At 54.7% G+C, this 19,218-nt stretch carries 20 protein-coding genes and 1 pseudogene; 8 read left to right on the top strand and 13 right to left on the bottom strand.

Annotation, left to right across the window (positions count from 1 at the left end; all coding sequences use genetic code 11):
• Positions 1-4: 4 nt before the first annotated feature.
• The 6 genes from ACFOMG_RS13205 (at position 5) to ACFOMG_RS13180 (ending at position 4,570) form a co-directional block, all read left to right on the top strand.
• A complete protein-coding gene (locus tag ACFOMG_RS13205; protein ID WP_376867225.1) occupies positions 5-1,147 on the top strand; it encodes a hypothetical protein in 1,143 nt (380 codons plus the stop codon).
• A 93-nt stretch (positions 1,148-1,240) separates the two neighbouring features.
• Positions 1,241-2,869 (top strand): methyl-accepting chemotaxis protein, encoded by a 1,629-nt coding sequence (locus tag ACFOMG_RS13200; protein ID WP_376867224.1) that lies wholly within the window; start codon positions 1,241-1,243, stop codon positions 2,867-2,869.
• A gap of 90 nt (positions 2,870-2,959) precedes the next feature.
• The gene (locus ACFOMG_RS13195) at positions 2,960-3,178 is read left to right on the top strand and encodes a DUF6500 family protein (RefSeq protein ID WP_376867223.1); all 219 of its coding nucleotides are present in this window, start codon (positions 2,960-2,962) and stop codon (positions 3,176-3,178) included.
• Position 3,179: 1 nt separating this feature from the next.
• Complete coding sequence (locus ACFOMG_RS13190) at positions 3,180-3,575, top strand: hypothetical protein (protein WP_376867221.1); 396 nt, start codon at positions 3,180-3,182, stop codon at positions 3,573-3,575.
• A 76-nt stretch (positions 3,576-3,651) separates the two neighbouring features.
• On the top strand, positions 3,652-4,152 hold the full coding sequence (def, locus tag ACFOMG_RS13185) for a peptide deformylase (protein WP_376867218.1): 501 nt from the start codon (positions 3,652-3,654) through the stop codon (positions 4,150-4,152).
• 10 nt (positions 4,153-4,162) lie between these two features.
• Positions 4,163-4,570, top strand: coding sequence for a GFA family protein (locus tag ACFOMG_RS13180; RefSeq protein WP_376867217.1), 408 nt, complete (start codon positions 4,163-4,165; stop codon positions 4,568-4,570).
• Positions 4,571-4,578: 8 nt separating this feature from the next.
• Here ACFOMG_RS13180 and ACFOMG_RS13175 read toward each other — a convergent pair whose 3' ends face one another.
• The 5 genes from ACFOMG_RS13175 to ACFOMG_RS13155 all read right to left on the bottom strand — a co-directional run bounded on the left by ACFOMG_RS13175 (position 4,579) and on the right by ACFOMG_RS13155 (position 10,853).
• A complete protein-coding gene (locus ACFOMG_RS13175) occupies positions 4,579-4,866 on the bottom strand; it encodes a hypothetical protein (protein ID WP_376867216.1) in 288 nt (95 codons plus the stop codon).
• 92 nt (positions 4,867-4,958) lie between these two features.
• Positions 4,959-7,154 (bottom strand): transglutaminase family protein, encoded by a 2,196-nt coding sequence (locus ACFOMG_RS13170; RefSeq protein ID WP_376867215.1) that lies wholly within the window; start codon positions 7,152-7,154, stop codon positions 4,959-4,961.
• Positions 7,151-8,365, bottom strand: a complete 1,215-nt coding sequence (locus ACFOMG_RS13165) for a DUF58 domain-containing protein (RefSeq protein WP_376867214.1) — start codon at positions 8,363-8,365, stop codon at positions 7,151-7,153. Before ACFOMG_RS13165 ends, ACFOMG_RS13170 begins: the two co-directional genes overlap by 4 nt.
• Positions 8,362-9,345: an AAA family ATPase gene (locus tag ACFOMG_RS13160; RefSeq protein WP_376867212.1), complete on the bottom strand. Its 984-nt coding sequence runs from the start codon at positions 9,343-9,345 to the stop codon at positions 8,362-8,364. Before ACFOMG_RS13160 ends, ACFOMG_RS13165 begins: the two co-directional genes overlap by 4 nt.
• A gap of 101 nt (positions 9,346-9,446) precedes the next feature.
• Positions 9,447-10,853, bottom strand: coding sequence for an RsmB/NOP family class I SAM-dependent RNA methyltransferase (locus tag ACFOMG_RS13155; RefSeq protein WP_376867210.1), 1,407 nt, complete (start codon positions 10,851-10,853; stop codon positions 9,447-9,449).
• Positions 10,854-11,021: 168 nt separating this feature from the next.
• Here ACFOMG_RS13155 and tmpT point away from each other — a divergent pair, with 168 nt between their 5' ends.
• Positions 11,022-11,687: a thiopurine S-methyltransferase gene (gene tmpT / locus ACFOMG_RS13150; RefSeq protein ID WP_376867208.1), complete on the top strand. Its 666-nt coding sequence runs from the start codon at positions 11,022-11,024 to the stop codon at positions 11,685-11,687.
• Here tmpT and tsaA read toward each other — a convergent pair.
• The 6 genes and pseudogenes from tsaA to ACFOMG_RS13120 form a co-directional block, all read right to left on the bottom strand.
• On the bottom strand, positions 11,668-12,387 hold the full coding sequence (gene tsaA, locus ACFOMG_RS13145) for a tRNA (N6-threonylcarbamoyladenosine(37)-N6)-methyltransferase TrmO (RefSeq protein WP_376867206.1): 720 nt from the start codon (positions 12,385-12,387) through the stop codon (positions 11,668-11,670). The two genes, tmpT and tsaA, sit on opposite strands and share 20 nt — an antisense overlap.
• Before the next feature lie 74 nt (positions 12,388-12,461).
• Entirely contained in the window at positions 12,462-12,851 is a 390-nt protein-coding gene (locus ACFOMG_RS13140; RefSeq protein ID WP_376867496.1) for a CZB domain-containing protein, read from the bottom strand.
• A gap of 120 nt (positions 12,852-12,971) precedes the next feature.
• Positions 12,972-13,283, bottom strand: a pseudogene (locus ACFOMG_RS13135) (methyl-accepting chemotaxis protein); the annotation flags it as partial.
• A gap of 652 nt (positions 13,284-13,935) precedes the next feature.
• Entirely contained in the window at positions 13,936-14,463 is a 528-nt protein-coding gene (locus ACFOMG_RS13130; protein ID WP_376867205.1) for a PAS domain-containing protein, read from the bottom strand.
• A 125-nt stretch (positions 14,464-14,588) separates the two neighbouring features.
• Positions 14,589-15,536: an alpha/beta fold hydrolase gene (locus ACFOMG_RS13125; protein ID WP_376867203.1), complete on the bottom strand. Its 948-nt coding sequence runs from the start codon at positions 15,534-15,536 to the stop codon at positions 14,589-14,591.
• Between the two features lie 13 nt (positions 15,537-15,549).
• The gene (locus ACFOMG_RS13120; protein ID WP_376867201.1) at positions 15,550-16,245 is read right to left on the bottom strand and encodes a hypothetical protein; all 696 of its coding nucleotides are present in this window, start codon (positions 16,243-16,245) and stop codon (positions 15,550-15,552) included.
• A gap of 85 nt (positions 16,246-16,330) precedes the next feature.
• Here ACFOMG_RS13120 and ACFOMG_RS13115 point away from each other — a divergent pair, with 85 nt between their 5' ends.
• Positions 16,331-17,506 (top strand): enoyl-CoA hydratase/isomerase family protein, encoded by a 1,176-nt coding sequence (locus ACFOMG_RS13115; RefSeq protein ID WP_376867199.1) that lies wholly within the window; start codon positions 16,331-16,333, stop codon positions 17,504-17,506.
• A gap of 31 nt (positions 17,507-17,537) precedes the next feature.
• Here the strand turns inward: ACFOMG_RS13115 and ACFOMG_RS13110 are convergent, their stop codons facing one another.
• Both ACFOMG_RS13110 and ACFOMG_RS13105 read right to left on the bottom strand, forming a co-directional pair.
• Positions 17,538-18,335 (bottom strand): HDOD domain-containing protein, encoded by a 798-nt coding sequence (locus ACFOMG_RS13110; protein WP_376867197.1) that lies wholly within the window; start codon positions 18,333-18,335, stop codon positions 17,538-17,540.
• 27 nt (positions 18,336-18,362) lie between these two features.
• Complete coding sequence (locus tag ACFOMG_RS13105; RefSeq protein WP_376867196.1) at positions 18,363-19,205, bottom strand: HDOD domain-containing protein; 843 nt, start codon at positions 19,203-19,205, stop codon at positions 18,363-18,365.
• Positions 19,206-19,218 lie beyond the last annotated feature (13 nt).

The following is a 19,218-nucleotide window of genomic DNA, read 5'->3' as shown; positions in this document are numbered from 1 at the left end:
CAAGATGGCGTTGGATACAACCGAACTGAATACGATTAAAACCCTGCAGCAGGCGTTGACGACATTCCCGCAAACGGACTATGAGCGCAACGAAAATATCCGGTTATTACAGCAGGCCAGCCCGTGGTTTTCACGCATCAGTGAATTAATGCAGGCCACCGGGCTGGAGCGTAACAGCGTTGCTGACCGGTTGCAGTATGACTTGCGCAGCACTGTTTTTTACGCCGTTAAAGATTTGTTGCAATACGAAACCCGCGACAGTCGTCGTTTATTAGACGACCTGTTTGACGGCATGCCGGCATTGTCGCTGGCGGATTATGAAATCTCACTGGTTTGTCAGGCTCATCAGGGCTGGTTTATTCCGTTATTGCGTCAGCAGTTACTGGATATTGTCAGCCAGGCGACGAACCGCAGCCGCATTTCTTACCAGTTATATCTGACCTACCCCGATCTGAAGAAACTGGCGACGGACTTACCTGAGCTGGCCAGCGAATTGTTACCGCTGATCTTTACCGGTCAGTGGGGCATCGGCTACCGGGCCGCGGTGGCACGCCAGCTGTACGACCAGCAACTGGCAGCGGCGGCACTGCAACCGGCGGTTAACATCTGGCAGGCCCTGGAAGCGATGGCCCTGGACGATCAGGTATTGCAGGATGAGGCCGCTCATGGCGCTGTTATTGAGTGGACACAGCATCAGGTACAGGCCCGGCTGGGCAGTGAACGCGGGCCGGAAATCCAGCAGCTGGAGCCGTTTCTGCAACAACAGGCGTTGGCATTTCCTGATTCCCGGCTGGCAGCGTTTGTCAGTAATAAATGGCAGGGCAGTGACTGGAAAGAGCAGCGTCTGGTTTGCCACAATGGCTGGAAATTTCTGCTGCGTCGCTGGCCTTATTACGACGCCTGTAATATCTGGATTGACGGTGGCGAAGTGCGCCGTGATGAGGTGGTCGCCAGTTATCCGCAGCAGCAACAGTGGTTGTGTGAACAACTGGAGGCGCTGGCAGCGGGCCAGTGGCATGTCAGCTGGGTGATTAATTTTCATTTTTACGGTGAAGCGGCTTTGCAACAGTTGCTACAGCGTATCGAGGCGCTGGGAGTAGCCGAGCGTCAGACAGAAGGCTGTCACAGCAAACATAAAATGCCCTGAGATTGTTCACGCAGCGCTAAAGTTCCGTATATCCATGCCGTAATAACAATAAACCCGCTGTCAGTATGCGGGCAATCAGGCAGAGGATTTTCAATGGCGGGTTTATCAGTACGTGGAAAGTTTGTTTTATTGTTGCTGACGATACTGGTGATTTTTTTGCTGGCGGTGGTGAGTATTCGCCAGGCGGGCAATCAGGTTGCCGGGCAATACCAGCAGTTCTACCAGCAACATTTTCTGGTAACCCAGCAGTTTGAGCAGATTAAAGCCCTGCAAGTGGACATCGCACTGAATATCCGTGGTTTGCAGATTGCGTATTTATTAAACCTGAGCGATCAGACCCGCAGTTATCTGCAACAGATTGATGACAATTATCGTCGCACTCCACAATTGCTGCAGCAGCTGGAAAACAGTTACAGCGGTGCGCCACAGGATTACCAGCAGTTGCGCCGCTTAACGACCGCTTTCCAGCAGCGCGCCCGGGCATTTGTCAGTGCCATGGAGCAGGCCAGCGATCACAAAGCCCCGTATGCTGTGTTTCAGGGATTTATTCAGGCCCATCAGCAACTGATTGTTTTCCTCGATCAGTTCAGCGAAAAAACCCGCCAGGCGGCGGCCGACAGTCAGCAACAAACAGCGTCGATCATTCATCGCGCCGGTATCACATTTTATCTGTCACTGGGGGTGGCCTTGCTGGTGGCGGTTGTACTGGGCGGCTGGATTTCCGGCCATTTTATTCAGCGTATCCGTACCGTGCAGCAGGCCTCTGAGCGGCTGGCAAAAGGCAGCCTGGGGGTACGGGCTGAGTTGCAGGGAAGTGATGAACTGGCACGTCTGGGCCTGGCACTCAGTGACACTGCTGTGTATCTGAGCCAGGTGGTGCAGGATATCAAGCAGTCTGCCAACCTGGTTGGTGATAACAGCGTGGCGGTGCTGCAATCCAACCAGCGGGTACAGCAGGTGGTTGAACAGGTCGGGAATCACATTATTCAGGTGGTGACCGCTATTGAAGAAATGTCAGCCACCGCCAGAACCATTGCCGCGAATACCAATGATACCGCCAGCGCTACGCGCGATATTGCACTGCGCGCCGGTGAGGGGTTGTCGTCGTCACAACAGACGGTGGAGTCGATTCGTTCGCTGGTGGCCTCGCTGGCTGATACCAGTAATGTCATTGGCCAGTTGCGTCAGGAAACCGCTAATATCGAACAGATACTGGATGTTATCCGCGCTATTGCAGAACAAACCAATTTATTGGCGTTAAACGCAGCCATTGAAGCGGCCCGGGCGGGGGAGCAGGGAAGAGGTTTTGCCGTTGTTGCCGATGAAGTGCGCACCCTGGCACAACGCTCTCAGGATTCCGTCAACGAAATTGAAACCCTGCTGAATAATCTCAACCAGGCCAGTGAGCAGGCCGTAGGGCGGATGGCTGACAGTTCTGCCATTGCCGATTCAGCCTGTAGTCAGGTGGAAGATAATAACCAGATGATTGAGCAGGTGTTGCAGCAGGTTGAACGGGTAAACGAACAAACGCAACAAATTGCCACGGCTGCTGAGGAGCAGAGTATGGTGGCCCATGACATCAGCCAGAATGTGCATCAGGTGCAAAGCCTGACGAGCGAAACAGCGGATATTGTGGCGTCAACCAAGGATGCCAGCCAACGTATGAATGATGCCAGTGAGCAGGTAATCAGCCGGCTGGAATATTTCACTGATCAGAGCTGAGTAATGAATGGCGGGTTTGTGACAGCGGACATTGTGTTCCGCTGGTAAGCGGAGTAATGTTGCCTTTTAATTATTGACTCCTCTAACATTATGCGCCCGCAGTTACGTGATAAAATCCGCCAGGTCTGTGAACAGAAAATCGCCCGGAAGGGGGAGCAGGTCGGGTTATCTTTTTATGCCTTTTTTGCCAACAAAAATGACGATCCGGAGCTGCTGATGGAAGCGGCCAGCTGGTGGATCCAGACCCATCAGCTGGATCACTTCGAAAAAGCCCGGAAAATCCTCAATATGATTGACGCCGGAGCCTGAGATGAAACATCTGCTGTTTTTAATGGCCGGTGTGTTGTGTGGTGGGCTGGCACATTACCTGTACTTTTACAGTACCGACCATGGCCCGCTGGTGGATCGCGGGGTTATTAATGCGCTGGTACAACACGCCGATCATCCTATCAGCGAGGCGAATAATGGCTGTCGCCTGCCACGTTTTAAAACCGTTGGTTCGGTGCTGGCCGACCTGGTGGCAGAAAACAGCCGCAATAATTACAACGCGCTGATGGCGGGTTGTATTAACCAGGTCTGTTCGTTATCACTGAGTTATTGCAAGCCCTGGCAACACCAGGAATGTAATCAGGTATTTCTGCAATACCGCCAGGATGAACAGGGGCGGGTCATTACGGAATCGTTCCATTGTTTTGATATGCCCTGAACGCCCGGTTGTGGCTGAAGCTTCCCCATTGCCTCTGTGATTGCCAGAGAGGTAATGCATTTTCTGAGATTGATACATGGCTATTCTTGATATTCTGACCGCACCAGACCCTCGTCTGAAACAACCGGCTGAGCCGGTTACTGATGTTGCGGCAATACAATCGCTGATCGACGATATGCTCGATACGCTGTACGCCACCAGCCATGGTATTGGCCTGGCGGCTACTCAGGTTGGTCGCTCTGAAGCGCTGGTGATTATCGATATTTCGGAGCAGCGTAACGAACCGCTGATTTTAATAAACCCGGAAATTGTGTCCGGCTCGGATCGTGTTACCGGTCAGGAAGGATGTTTGTCGATGCCCGATTATTACGCCGATGTAGAACGTTATCGCCAGGTCACGGTGACGGCGCTGGATCGTCATGGAGAACAACAAACCATTCAGAGTGATGATTTTCTGGCGGTGGTGATGCAACATGAAATTGATCATCTGGCCGGTAATCTGTTTATTGATTACCTGTCGCCGCTAAAGCGCAATATGGCGTTAAAAAAAGCCGCCAAAGCCGCGCGCCAACGATAAGGAGAGAGTCATGAGCTACCCGATTGAAGGTTCCTGCCAGTGTGGTGGTGTGCGTTATAAATTATTAGCGGCACCACAAATGGTGGTGGCCTGTCATTGCAAAGAATGTCAGAAGTTATCGACCAGTGCTTTCAGTATTACCGCTGTGGTGAAACGTGACGATGTCGAATTTTATGGTGATATGCAAAGCTGGAGTCGTCTGGCTGACAGCGGCAATGTGAATGCCGCGCAGTTTTGTCCAACCTGTGGTAACCGTATTTATCATTACAATCCGGATGAACCGGAAATCGTTAAACTGAAACCGGCCAATTTATCCGATACCCGCATTATTCAGCCGGTTGCGCATGTCTGGGTCAGCGAAAAACAGGACTGGTTTGATATTCCGCCGGGTGTGGCGGTGTACGACAAACAGCCCTGATGACAGCGTCAGTCGTAATAACGCGTCAGCGTGACTTCCTGCCAGCAGCTGTTATTACCGGCCAGTGCCCCGGCCGGCAGGCTGATTAATAAACCGCCCTGGCTGAGGTGCAACAGATGCATCAGTGGCTGGTGACCGTCGGGTAATAAATCGCGCATGTTGTCATCCGTTTGTGGTAATAACCCCAGCGGCTGGCGGAAAAAGCGCCAGGGCTTCAATACGGCATTTTGATAATAACGCCTGGTCGAATTTCTGCTGGTAATAGCGGCTGTCAGCAACGCCGTCCTCTGTGCCACAGCGTTGTTCGGTTGCGCTCATGACGGCCAGGTACGGTGTCACCTGACAACAGCATTGTATTGGTGCTGGCTTAAAGCACAAGTTTTGTGGCTTACAGGGTATTTAATAACGTCGTCAGTGTGGTTTGCAGACGACCGCGATCAAGTGGCTGCTGATAATAAAAAACCTGTTGCACCTGTTCGGCCAGTGACTCCAGGCCGCTGGCCTGCGGGTGTTGTTGCTGCAACCGGGCAATCCACTGCTCAAGCGGCTGGCCGGGCAGACGGGGTGTCTGATAACACATCAGTTGCAGCTGGCTGAGGCAGTATTTCAGCACCCTGGTGGCATCGTCCTGTGCCTCCGGCCGGAAGCGACGTAACCGCCAGCGGCCGACGGCGGCCAGTACGGGAGGTTGCCACCAGCGCCGGCTCAGCCAGCCAGCCAGCGTCAGCAAGGCGAGGATACACAGTGGCCATAACAGCAGCTGCAGCAGCGCGACCAGGCTGATCAGCAGGGTGTATAAGATATTCCAGATCCGGCTGAGCCAGGCACTGAGGCTGAATTCTCCGTTGTGATTTACTTCATCCAGCCGGATCAGTTGTTGTGCATATTGCTGAATCTGTTCAGCACTCGAGTAAGAGTGGCTGCGTTGTGGAAGCTGATAAAACGCGGTGGGTTCAAACGTCAGCCAGCGGTTATCGATCCAGGCTTCGACCCAGGCGTGGCCATCAATGGCACGGATTTCAAAATAGCCGGTCAGTGGGTTACGGCTGGTAGCGCTGAAACCGGTCACCAGCCGTGCCGGAATATCCAGGCTGCGTAACATCATCACCATGGCACTGGCAAAATATTCACAGTGGCCTTGTTGGGTTTCAAATAAAAAACGGCTTAGTGGTGTACGTCCCTGGGAGTCGAGAATGGCGTTAAAGTCGTACTGATATTGGCTGCGCAGGTGTTGCTCCAGCAGCAGGGCCTGGCTGAACGGGTCGTGCGCCTGCTGTGTGGTGGTACGCGCCAGCTGGGTGATGCGTGGGTCAAAATCGGTTGGTAGCTGGCGGTCCTGCGGGGTGGGTCGCGGGGCGTGAGAAATGGGCCGGTTATCCAGAGTGTGCAGCTGCGATAATACGGTATAGCGGGTGCCGGGTTGTAACGCGCCGGGCAGCAGTGGCTGGTCAAACTGGTCCAGTGCAATGGCACTGGCCGGTAGCCACAGGCTGACCGGATCGGCGGCGACTGGCAGCCAGGCGGGCAGTGGCGCTTCAATCTGAATAATGTGCTGAAAATTGCCCGCTTTATCATCCTGTAAACGGAATTTTCCGGATGGTCCGGCCGATAACTTACGCGAAATATCCTCGTTGGCCGTGCTCCAGCTGAGACCATCGAAATGGTCAAAGGTGCGGACTTTTAAATAACCACCATGACTGGCCTGCATACGGGCCACGATGGCAAACAGGTCGATGGCGCCGCCGCGGGATGGGTCGCGGATATCAAATTGTTCGTTAAAGCCCGGGTAGCGGTAACTGGGGTCGCCGTCGGGCGTCTCAGCCCGTGACAGCTGAGTGATTTGTTGCAGCTGCTGATTCTTTTGTTCCCGGGCCTGATCAAGGTCACCGGGACGGCTGTGTTCTGCGGCTGGCTGTGATGTTGATGGTGACCCGGAGCGGGCTTCTTTCTGCCACTGCTGGTTATGGTAAAAGTCGCTGGCGGATGCCTGCTGGGCACCCCAGTTAAGCGCCGGTAAGCGCGGGATTAACAGGTAAATGACAAACGCCAGTGCGACGGTAACCGCCGCCAACTGTAGTCGTTGCCGGTGACCGGGACCCGTTACCGGTTGCCCGGTGTTATCCTGATCGAGCCAGGCCTCTGTCAGAGCAAAAGCGGCGAACACCACATACAGCGCCATTAATAATAAATAGTGGCCACTGTGTGCTTCGGCGGCACCGATTAATAAAAAAACAAAGCTGATCAGCTGGGCCAGATAAAACTTACGGTAGCTGTTCATCTGGGTGTTTAACGCCAGCGTAGCGAACAACAATAACAGCGTCAGTGCCGGCATCAGGCCGCTGACAAACAGCAATACGATAAATACGGCGATACCGAGAGCCGCCAGGCCATCGGCCAGGGGTTTGTTGTCCAGTGGTTGCTGGCGTGCCTTCCAGCCCAGTCGCAGGGTGATATAGCTGGCCGGCAGGGTCACTAAGGCGGCCAGCCAGCCCAGTGCCGGTGTCAGCAGAGCGGCAATCGCACCACCACTGGCACAGGCCAGTTGCAGGGCAAACCAGAAAAATGTCTGTTGGCGATTAATCATGCGTTCCACACCTGGGCGATATTCGATAAACGATGTAACTGCAGTTGCAAACAGTGTGGGTTGAGCGAACGCCAGCCTTCCGCATAACTGGCCATCGGAGTGATAAAACTCTGCTGGTTAAACACGATGTCGATATGCCCCGCCGGTGGCTGGCAATCGAGTGTCTGGCCACTGTGGCGTACTGTGATCAGCACCGGGTTATCGCTGCTGCGGTTAAGTGTTTGCTGCAGCAGTTGCGAATACTCCAGCTCGCCATCGTCCTGCACCGCGGCCAGTGCTGAAAATACGGGCTGTAAATCCTGCTTGCCCGGCTCAACCGTCAGTTGCAGTGGCTGTTGGCAACCGACCACCAGCTGCAGCCGTAACTGTTGTTGCTGGGCAAACTGCACTAACGATGCGGCGATACTGAGGGCGTATTCAAAGCTGTTGTCGCTGCCCTGGCCGATTGCGCTGTTGCGCTGAGCGTCGATCACAACCAACCAGCAGGGGGTGTCGTAACTGTGATATTCACGTACCACCAGCTGTTGCTGGCGGGCGCTGGCACTCCAGTGTACGTGTTTCAGCGAATCGCCCGGACGTAGTGGCCGTACCCCGGAATATTCGCTCTGAGCCTGACGTTGCAGGCAGGAGTCCGAGCCTTCCGGCAGTGGGTTCTGGCTGCCGGGTTGTGGCAGGGTGTGAATATCAAAGCGGGCAGGCTGAATTTCAATCTGACAGGGTTCACTGCGGGCGCTGATGGGCCTGTCAAGCAGGCCAAACGGCCAGCCACTGGCGATCTGGCTGGGCGCCAGCTGAAAGATGCCGCGCTGGCTGGCCGGGTAGGATAAACAACAGCTGTGTTGTGGTTCTATCCGGGCCAGGAAATGGCTGCCTGAGTGGTCGCCAATGTGTTCACTCAGGGTGACAAAATACCCGGGTTGTGGGGTGACAAAGGTATATTGCAGCTGGATTAACTGACCGACCTGTGTCTGCCCCAGTTGCTGGCGGCGGATGTGTAACTGGCGCAGGTTGAGCCAGGGAGCAATCCAGCTGATCGTCAGTAATGCCAGTAATAACGCAACCAGGCCATACAATAAGGCGATGCCACGGTTCCAGGCGATCAGAAAACACACCAGTACCAGCAGCCATAACAAGCGGTGACCGTTGACATAACGGCTAAGCCAGCGCGCCAGGGGTTGTATCCGGGCTTCCAGCGCGGCCGTCCGGCTCATGACTTCTGGTCCGGAAAATCCGGTTGTGGCGTGCTGTCGAGAATTTCCTGCCAGAAGCCCTGCTGAGCGGCGGCGGATGACTGATAACGGTTGTTATCCCGCCAGACGATACGGTGGCCCAGAACCGGCTCCAGCAGGTCCGGAATCAGAGCCGGAGTCACCGCCGCCTGGCCCTGCAATAACGCCATTGCCCGGGCGGCACGCATCAGTGCCAGCGAACCACGCGGGCTGGCGCCCAGGCGCACCTGAGGGTGTTGCCGGGTGGCGCGTACCAGCTGGCTGATGTAGCCCGCCATCGCGGCGGACAGGGTGATTTTGTCGCACTGTTGCTGCAGTGCTCGCAGACTTCTGTCGTTCAGAACGGCTTTCAGTTGTTGCAGCGGATGGCCCGTCAGTTGCGCCAGCATCAGCGCTACTTCCTGCTGTTCATCTGGGTAGCCAAGGCTGAGGCGGATAAAAAAGCGGTCCAGCTGGGCTTCCGGTAACGGAAACGTGCCACTGAACTCCACCGGATTCTGGGTGGCAATCACCATAAAAGGCTGAGGCAGTTTGTAGGTTTTACGATCGACACTGACGGTGCCTTCGGCCATGGCTTCCAGCAAGGCTGACTGGGTTCTGGGGGTGGCGCGGTTGATTTCATCGGCCAGCAGAATGTTGCTGAACACCGGGCCGGGGATAAAGTGGAAATCGTGTTCTTCGCTGTTATACACACTGATGCCAGTGATATCTGACGGCATCAGATCCGGCGTACATTGCACCCGTTTCATGGATAATCCCAGCGTCTGGCTGAGTGCCCGCGCCAGGGTGGTTTTACCCAGGCCGGGGGCATCTTCCAGCAACAGATGACCACCACACAACAGATTTACCAGCACCAGCTGCAGCTTATCGGGCCGGGTCTGAATGGCCTGGGCAAGTTGTTTTTGCAGATGTTGTAACGCCTGACGGCTTTTTTGTTGTGCGCTGCTCTGGCTGCCGGACATGGTCTTTCCCTGTGGTAAAAGCGGCGCTCAGTATGCCAGCGAGACGGCGGCGACTGAAGGGCTCAGCCGCGCCGTTTGTGGCGACTCTGTCGGATCCGGTCTCAGCGTTTCAGTAAGCGGGCATAAAACATACAGTCTGCGTCTTCCAGTGGTGCGCCGAGCATACATTGTTCATCCAGTGTGAAATCCGGATTGTGCTGCAGGAAGGTGTCGACTTGTTGTTCGTTTTCGCTCAGTTGCCAGCTGCAGGTGGCGTAGACCAGCACCCCGCCGGGGCGCAAAGCGGCACTGGCGTGTTGCAGCAATTGTTGTTGCAGAATCTGTAATTGTTGGCTGTCGCTTGCTGAAAAACGCCAGCGTGCATCCGGGTTGCGGCGCCAGGTGCCGGCGGCGGTGCAGGGCGCATCCACCAGTATCCGGTCGAAGCCGTGTTGTTTGCGGATTTCTGCCGGCAGTTTTAACGGTTGTTCGCCGTCCCAGCAGAACTGGCGGATATTCTGAAGCTGCGCCCGTTTGGCGCGGCGCTTTAATTCATCCAGTTTGTATTGCTGAATATCGGTGGCGGTGACCGAACCTTTGCCATTCAGGGCGCTGGCCAGTGCCAGGCTTTTACCACCGGCGCCGGCGCAGGCATCCCAGATTTTATCACCCGGGCGGGCACCAACGGCGGCAGCAATTTGTTGGCTGGCGAGGTCCTGAATTTCGATCTCACCCTGCTGGTATTGGCTGCTGCTTTGTACCGCTTTACCACCAAAAGCGGCCAGCACTTCACTGCCGTTGATGTGTTTTAACTGCGCATCCACACCCTGTTCATTCAGTGACTGTTCCAGTTCGGCTAGATTGGTACCGGCCTTGGCGCGCAACCAGAGTGGTGGGAAATCGCATTGTTTTTTAATAAAACTCTGCAGCTGTTTGTCGCTCCAGCCACTCTGTTGGGCACGCTGTTGTAACAGCGCTAACCATTGTGGCCGGATGCCATGCCACAGGCACCACAAGGGTGACAGAGGTTGTTCCAGAGCCTGTTGTTTTAATGCCGTAAACAGGCGCTCACGATAGCTGGTATCGCGTAACTGATGGCGGCTTTTCAGCCACTGGCCATGGCCGCGTAAGCCAATCCAGTACCAAAAAGCATCACCACGGAGCTGGCCGGTCTGCCATTGCAAATCCCACTGTTGCCAGTCAATTTCGTCGTCCTGAAAAAACTGATCCTCCAGTGCCTGTGCCAGTTGCTGAAAACGGCTGGCCTGAATCATGGCGCTGTTTAACGCCCAGCGTTGTGCCGGGCTGAGTCCTTGCTGGCGGTTGTGGGCCTGTTTTAACCAGCGGTCGAGCGGCACCGGTTTATCCTGATTGGCGCCCAGCCAGCGCTGCCACAATGGCCCGAGGTCATCAAAACGTATTTCCGGGTTACGTGGCTGTGTGGCTGCCCGGCGCGGCTGACTGCGGCGCGGCTGACTGCGGCGTGCGGCCGTGGTGCGTTGTTTACGATTGGATTGTTTGGCTGACATAAGGTGTGGCAGGGCTCTTGTGGCTGGTAACGGTTAACAGGCTGGAAGGTGGCGGATTTTAGCAAACTGCAGCACAAATGGCTCTCTAAAGTCGTAGTGAGCAACACAGACAAAATATGCCCCCATCGTTATACTCGGCCTGTATTTAACCACTGCCAAGAGGACAACATGCAGAACGAATTCTGGCATGAACGTTGGGAAAAACAGCAGATCGGATTTCATCTGGATGAGGTGAATAAAGTGTTGCTGAAATATTGGCCGGCGATGCAGGCCAGCAGTGGCAGCCGTGTCTTGGTGCCTTTATGTGGCAAAACGCTGGATATCGTCTGGCTGCTGCAACAGGGCCATGCGGTAGTCGGGATTGAGCTGAGCGAAATTGCGCTGGACGAACTGGCAGCCATTATCAGTGCCGAGCTGCAGCTGGAAATCGACAAAAGCCGTGATGGTGATCAGGTGTTTTACCGCGCTGACAAGCTGCTGCTGATTGCCGGTGATTTTTTTGCTGTCCGACCACAACAACTGGGCAAGGTGGATGTGGTTTATGACCGTGCGGCGCTGGTCGCACTGCCAAAACCGATGCGTGATGATTATTGCCGTCATTTGTGGCAGCTGAGTCAGCAGGCGCCACAATTGCTGGTGACCTTTACCTACGATCAGCAACAGATGCCGGGGCCACCATTTGCGGTATTGCCACAGGAGGTTGAGCAGCAGTATCAGCCGTATTACCACGCCGAACTGCAGGAACAGCGCGAAATCATCGACACTGAACCCCGCTTTCGCGAACGGGGGGTAACGTCGTTTTTACAGGATGTGTTTATTCTGACACCGCGCTAATCCGCTCTACCGCGAGCACACAAATGCGGTTTGGGGCGGGATAATGCCAGCGGATGTTCAGGTCCCAGAATTGTGCACCGTAGTGGCGTTCTGGTGTCGGTTGCTGGTACGCCGGTTTCGGGTCCTGAGCCAGGCATTGCTGCACTAACGCCACGACATCCTGATTCAGACGGCTTGCCTGTTGCTGCGCCTGGTCTAGCGCCTGGGTTTGCCAGTTGACGTCAATCAATGTCGGGGCATCACTGGCGATCTGGTTGTGGGCTCCGTCTACGGCGTCGGCATAAGGCACGTAAGGTTTGATATCCAGAATCGGGGTGCCATCCAATAAATCCACGCCACTGACCCATAATGAGCAACCTTCTATTTTTTCCAGGGCGACGACGGATTGCCCCAGGCTGTTCGGACGATGGGTGGCACGACTGGCAAAAACGCCGATTTTTTCGTTACCCCCCAGCCGCGGTGGTCGCACCCGTAATGACGCCGGTTGTTGCCGGGATGAGGCTAACGCCTGATGAAACTGGAAAATCAGCCAGACATGGCTGACCTGCTGCAGGCCCTCAAGTGCCAGCGGAGAGTTGTAGGGGGGTAATAATTCGATCCGCGCCCGGGCGGCGGGTGCCAGCGCTGGCTGACGTGGAATGGCGAACTTCTCAGCAAACGGAGTGTGGGCAATGGCCACAGGGTGCAGCGTTATGGTCATAATCTGGCCGGGCAAAAGTCGCCAGAGTACCAAAAAGCCGCGGCCAGCCAAACCGCGGGTATGCCGGGAGAGGTTTAAAACAGGTCGATTTCTGTTTCTTCGTCACTGCTGCCGGTTTCAAAGCGCAGTTTTTCATCGGTCAGCTGATCGACCAGGCTGATCAGCTCGGTACTGTGTTGTTCCAGGTTGTGGAACCCCTGCTGGACTTTGCCGTGTACCCGGATATTTTTCCGCCAGTCCTGAGCTTCAACCAGATCCAGAATTTCATGCATTTCACGATGCAACTCCTGATGCACCGGATCAATCCGGGGGTAGGTCGGCAAATGACTGAATAACTGGCGGCCGATGCCGTGATCGTACCACTGGCCAAAGCGGCACTGCTGATGGTTGAGTGCAACCGCCTGCCAGGCGTCAGAGTCATGGCCTTTTTCCATCGCCTGGTAACCGTTTTGTACGTAAATCATGTGGTCCACTTTAATGAGCGAGGCAAAACTGACGATCTGGGAATAATTCACCCGCTCGTAGGTTTGTTGAGCGATGTGTGCCAGTTCGGTAAAAGACTGCTCAAAGGCCGCCGTGGCCTGGCGGGCGGTCGCGGCCAGCTGCACCATCTCTCCGGCCTGTTGCGCCATGGTGTTACTCGACTGAGTAAATTCGGCAATCATCTGGCTGATATCAGCCGTCGCTTTGCGGGTGTTTTCTGCCAGTGACCGTACTTCATCGGCAACCACGGCAAACCCACGTCCGGCTTCACCGGCACGGGCTGCTTCGATGGCAGCGTTCAGTGCCAGCAGGTTCGTTTGTTCGGCAATGCCATCAATCAGTTTCAGTACATCGGTAATCCGGTGGGTGTGGTGTTGCAGGCCATCGGCGGTGGTGTGAATGACTTCGGTCATATCGCTTTGTTGCTGCAGATTTTCGCTGACCTGGTTAATTTCCTGCAAGGCATCGGTCGACAGCGAAACGCCACGGCGGGAAATGGTTTCTACCTGCTGCATTTCACCGGAAACCTTGCTCAGGTCATCCTGATTGCGTTTCAGGTTGGTCAGCAGGCTTTCGGTTTTTACCCGGCTGATATTGGCTTCCAGCTCCTGGCAGTGAGATAAAAAGTAGGCGTGTTCCATGGCGTTAAACGCTTCACCAATTTTATCCAGTGAGGTTTTAAAGTCCCCCTGCATGCCCTGGCTCAATGGTTTGCGGTAAAAGCGATCCTTACTGGCTTCGCGGAAAGACGATTCCACTTCGCGGATATAGGTTTCCACCTGGTCAAGCAGGGCATTGATGGAATATTTCAGCGATGACAACACGGTATCGTCGCGGAAGCGAATCAGGCGGTGTTGTAAATCGCCGGCGGCGGCACGCGCCAGTACCTGCTGAATCCGGCGTTCAGCGTGTTTCAGGTATTTCTGTTGCCAATAACGCAGCAACGCGACCGTCAGTAATAACACCACTGAGGTGATGATCGCTGCCACTGATGCATCGCTGATGCTGAGGATGATAATGCTGGTGGCCCAGGCGCCTAAGCCGATGCGGTTCAGGCTGCGTGGATCAGAGCGATAAAGCGAATTCAGCATAGGTGGTGAACTCCTTATTAATCGCCTGCCACAGCAGAGCGGATGACATGGGGATTTGTTGTTCTGGCGGTACTGCCTGTTCGGCTTCTGTCATACGTTGATATAACGGTTCGATCAGGGCGACGGCTTGTGGTGACGGGCAGCGGCGCGAGGATAAATAGCCGCGCAACTCATCGTGCTCGTAAATCGGAGCCACGGAAGCAAAGGTCCAGTAATAACCACCCTGTTTGCAGCGGTTTTTAATGTAGCCAAAAAACTCTTCACCTTGTTTCAGGTGTTCCCACATCAGGTAATACACGGCCCGGGGCATATCCGGGTGGCGAATAATATTGTGTGGCTGGCCTAACAGTTCGGTTTCGGAATAACCGGAATAGCGGCAAAACAAATCGTTGGCGTAGGTAATATGACTGTCGCGATTGGTTTTCGATACGATCAGATCATTACAGCCAATTTTAATTTCCTCACCTGCCGCAGGCTGGCTGATTGCAGTAGCCAATTGCATAAATGCACCGGTAATTACACAACACACAATCAGTATAGAAAGGAATCCGGAGCTTGCCCGTCACAGTGAATGTGACGGGCAGTCAATAACGTGAATCGTTGCTGCCATTATTGGCGCAGAGGTGGTTATTGAATTGCACTGATAAAACGGTGGTAACGATCAGCGGTTTGTTCGGGGATTTCCACCATCGGCAAGTGGCCGATGCCATCGTAAATCTGTACCTCGGCATGGGGGATAAACTGTTTAAACACGCCAACGGCAGACACGTCCAGTACCCGGTCCTGGGCGCCCCAGATAATCAGTGTTGGCATACTGACCTGGTCACTCAGTTGTTGCTCAAAACCACTTTGTTCCAGACGTTCCCGGGTTGCCAGCATGTCGTCAAAAATAGCCCGGTTAATGTCGACCCGGGCCAGGGTTTTACGCATCAGTGCCGGGCGTAGTGGCCAGGGGAAGGGAGGGGCCTTTTCCATCACAAAATCCATGCGGTATTCAAAGCTGGCTTCATCGGTGGCAATCAGCGGGTTCTGGCCTTGTGCCAGTGCCTGCATGTATTCGCTTGGGTTTGGTGCATCCACCCCGGCCGCATCAATTAAGGTCAGGCTCTCGATCTGTTGCGGATAACGGCTGCTGTAAATGGCGCTGATGGCACCCCCCATCGAGTTGCCGGCGATATGAAAACGCTGAATGCCCAGGTTATTCATCAGCTGGTGCAGGCGTTCGGTCTGGCGAATCAGGTCGTAATTCTGATCGGCCGGAGCCGGAGTATCACCATGTCCCGCCAGGTCTGGCACAATCAGGCGGTAATGGTCCGGCAGTTCATAAGCAAATTTAACCCAGGTGTCTTTATTGGCAGAAAACCCGTGCAGCAATAATAACACCGGACCACTGCCAGGACGCTCCAGATAACTCATGGTGACATCGTCCAGCTGGCTTTGGCCGGGTTTGAGATCTGCGGCATCGCGCGCCATTTCTACTGCGGTTTGCAGCAGGCTGTCCTGTTGGCTCTGGGTACAGGCTGAGAGTGTAAGAGTGACAAACAAGCCGATTAAGCCGCGGTAAATAACGTGCATAGGGTTCCCTTGGTTATTGGCGTTCGGATAACTGCAGCAATTCGGCCAGCTGACAGCCGGCTTCCAGTGCCGCTTCTATATCCTCTACGGCCAGCCGGTGAGCGGGCCGGTAAAGCAGCAGAATGCCATTACTGAATTCGATGTGAAGGTGGGGATGTGCCAAAAGCCAGTGTTGCACCTGTGGGGTTAATAACGCCGTCAGCCTGGCCGGATGTTGAGCAAACAGCTGCCGTGAATGTAACGCCGGCGGATATTGCCCCTGGCTCAGACGCAGCAGCGGCGCATTGTCGGCAAACACATCGGCGTGTAACCAGGCGTGTGGCTGGATGCGGAAGCAACCACAATTCAATGAACAGGCGAATAACATCAGCGTCTGGTTGTGGGTGCCTTTATCACTGACCAGGCCATAGTCAAATACGTTAAGCCGGCGCTGAGTGAGCGCCAGCGGCTGCTGTTGGAAATGACTCGTCTGGGGCTGATAACTGCCTTCCAGCAGGTGGCGGAAATAACGCATCTGGCCAACGCTGAAGATCAGGAAACGGGCTTGCCGCAGCGGTTGACTGAGTGACGCAAAAGGGCGGTAACTCAGTGTCAGGCGGTCGGCGAGTTGTTGCAGCTGACCCGAACGCTGGTGACGTTGCAGCAATACCAAAGCGAGCAATAAAAAAACAATCAGCAGCAATACAATGAGACTTAGTATTAACGTCATAATGCTTTTTGCCCGGATAAAAAACGCTATTATCAGGCTTGCCGGGTCTGAGTTACAAATCCGGCCTGTTTAAAAGGAGAGAGTTTTGAGTTCTGTTGCTGCTGATGGGTCGAAGGGTGTGGTGTCAAAGGATGTAGTGTCAAACGATGCGGTGTTGTTTGACGAACTAAGTGCCGGTGCGGATTTTAAACTGGGGCTGATGACACTCAATGTCCCGGCGGCGATGAACGCGGTGGATCTGGATATGGTGAACCTGATCGATGACGGCATCAGGCGCTGGAATGAGGATCCGCAGATTGCCGCCATTATTATGCGTGGTGCTGGTGACAAAGCTTTTTGTGCCGGTGGTGACATCCGCAAGTTGTACACCAGCATGACCTGTGACGATGAGCGTCAGCGATTACAGTATGCGGATGACTTTTTCCGTGGTGAATATGCCAAAAACTATCGCCTGCACCAGATTACCAAACCACTGATTGCCTGGGGGCACGGTTTTGTAATGGGAGGAGGACTGGGGTTATTCATTGCGGCCAATCACCGGGTTGGCAGTGAATGCCTGAAGCTGGCCTGGCCGGAGGTTCGTATTGGTTTATATCCGGATGTGGCCGCCAGTTATTATTTGTCGCGCCTGCCTTATCCCGCCGGACACTGGATGGGGCTGACCGGCAGCCACATGAACACCACCGATTGCAAGCAGCTGGGGTTAATTCAGTACGCGCTGGAGCATAATCGCTGGCAGGACTTTATTCAGCGCATGCAACAGGCTCACTGGTGCACGAATAAAGCGGTTAATCATCAACAGGTGCGGCAGTTGTTAACCGAGCTGGATAGCGCCAGTGCCGGGCAGATGCCAGCCAGTGATATGCAGGCGGTGGCAGCGGAGCTGGATGAAATTTTTGCCAGTGACGATATTGCAGACATCTGTGCCCGTCTGAAACAACACAAAAGCCGTAATAAATGGCTTAAACAAGGCCAGCAGAACTTTAAAAAAGCCTGTCCGGCGACGGTTCATCTGATCATGGAGCAGATCCGCCGTGGCGCCACCATGAGTTTAAAAGAGGTCGTCAGCTGGGAGCTGATACTGGCCTATCAGGCGGTCCGTCATCCGGATTTTTCTGAAGGCGTCAGGGCCATGGTGGTGGATAAAGATTACAAACCCAAATGGCAGCATAAAAGCGTGGCAGCGGTACCGGACAGCTGGCTGAAACAACTGATGACCAGCCCCTGGCCGGCGGATCAGCATCCCTACCATGAGCTGTAATGGTTGGCCGTGTCATTAGCGGCTGTGCTGGTCAGGCGTGGGCGGCGCGGCTCTGCCAGGCCATCATCTTTTTCTGTACTTCATCGGTGGTCAGGCCCAGGCGCTCCAGTACTTTGCAATCCTGCCAGTCTTTACGCTGTTCGGATAAAAAATAGCAGGCGGCTGCAACCAGATCTGATATATCAGCCTGTTGTTTGCCGTTATGATTCATATTCTGATAGTTGTGCGGCACGGCACACAGCGACGGTGGAAAACACCAGTCGTCCAGCAGCTGCTCTGCCAGCAGCGCCTGATGTTGCTCCACCAGTGTCATGATCTGTGTTCGCGACAGCTCGATGTCGGTTTGCTCATCCAGCCAGCGTAAGATCGGTAACGCGCCAATTTTATGCAGCAGTCCGGCCAGGTAAGCACTACCGGGATTGATCGGATAGTTTGTCGCCATGACCAGACACAGATTCGCCACCCGGGTTGATTCTTCCCAGGTGTGTTCGATCAGGTCGCTGATTATTGCATGGCGGGCCCGGAATAACTGGCGCAACGCCAGGCTGATCGCCAGCTGGCTGCAATATCCAATACCAAATAAACCAATCGCGGTGCCCAGGTCCGTGACTTCCGTCGGACAGCCGACCAGCGGGCTGTTGGCGATTTTCACCAGATGGGCGGCGATGGCCGGGTCCTGTTCCACCAGTGCCGACAGGGAATCCGTGGTCAGGTTGTCACCCTGAGCCGCTTTTAACACCTTTTGTGCCAGTGATGGCAGGGTCGGCAACGGCAATTGGCCATTGTTGACCAGAGGGATTAACTGTTCGCTGAGTGGTTGCACTGGCATATCCGTATTCTCAAAAATAACCGGTGGTTAGCCGTTCATGGCGGCCTGAGTTGCGTCAACTTCGTCGCTGAGTGCTTCCAGCTGGGTAACTTCTTCATCACTGTCGAGTCCGAGGCGCCGGAACGATCCCAGCTGACTGCGGTCAACCCGGGCCAGTGGATGTTCAGTGTCGGCATAACTCTGAAAGGTGGCTACCTGTACCAGGTCGACGTAGCTGGGCTGAGTTGTCTGATATTGCTGATCTAGGTAATGGCGCGGCACTTCCACCAGATCGGCCGGAAAATCCCAGCTGCGCAGAATATAGGCACCCAAGGCCGGATGCAGACGTTCGATGACGTTGTCGAGTGACAGGCTGTCAGCTAACAGGCTATCGTGGTTCTCGGCATAAGCCAGAATCGGCAGAATCCCAATCTGGTGCACCAGTCCGGCCAGCATCGCCTGATCGGCCTGCAGCTGAGTGAAATGTTTAGCCAGTACCTGAGCTGTGGCGGCAATTTCCATCGCCTGCGACCAGCAGCGGCGCATACGTTTATCAATCATATCGTGGGTGGCCTGGAACATCTGTTCCATCGCCAGGCCAATGGCGAGGTTGGATGTGAAGTCGATGCCCAGCCGCGAGACGGCGGTGGTCAGGTCATTGACCGGCATGTTAGCGCGAATCAGCGGGCTATTGGTGACCTTGATAATGCGTGCGGTTAAGGCCGGATCCCGGGCGACAACGTCACATAAATCATCGATGGTGGCATTTGCATCTTCGGCGACTTCGCGGACTTTCAGGGCAATTTCCGGCAAGGTCGGAAGGACCAGTTCATCATTTTTGATTTTGCTGACGATGTCGTCTTTTACCTGTTTCGCCAGGTCGGTGGTCATAGGGCGCTCTCTT

Source organism: Bacterioplanoides pacificum (assembly GCF_042648445.1).
Taxonomy (GTDB): domain Bacteria; phylum Pseudomonadota; class Gammaproteobacteria; order Pseudomonadales; family Oceanobacteraceae; genus Bacterioplanoides; species Bacterioplanoides pacificum.
The sequence above is the reverse complement of the archived record's forward strand: the minus strand, read 5'-3'. Positions and strand labels throughout refer to the sequence as shown.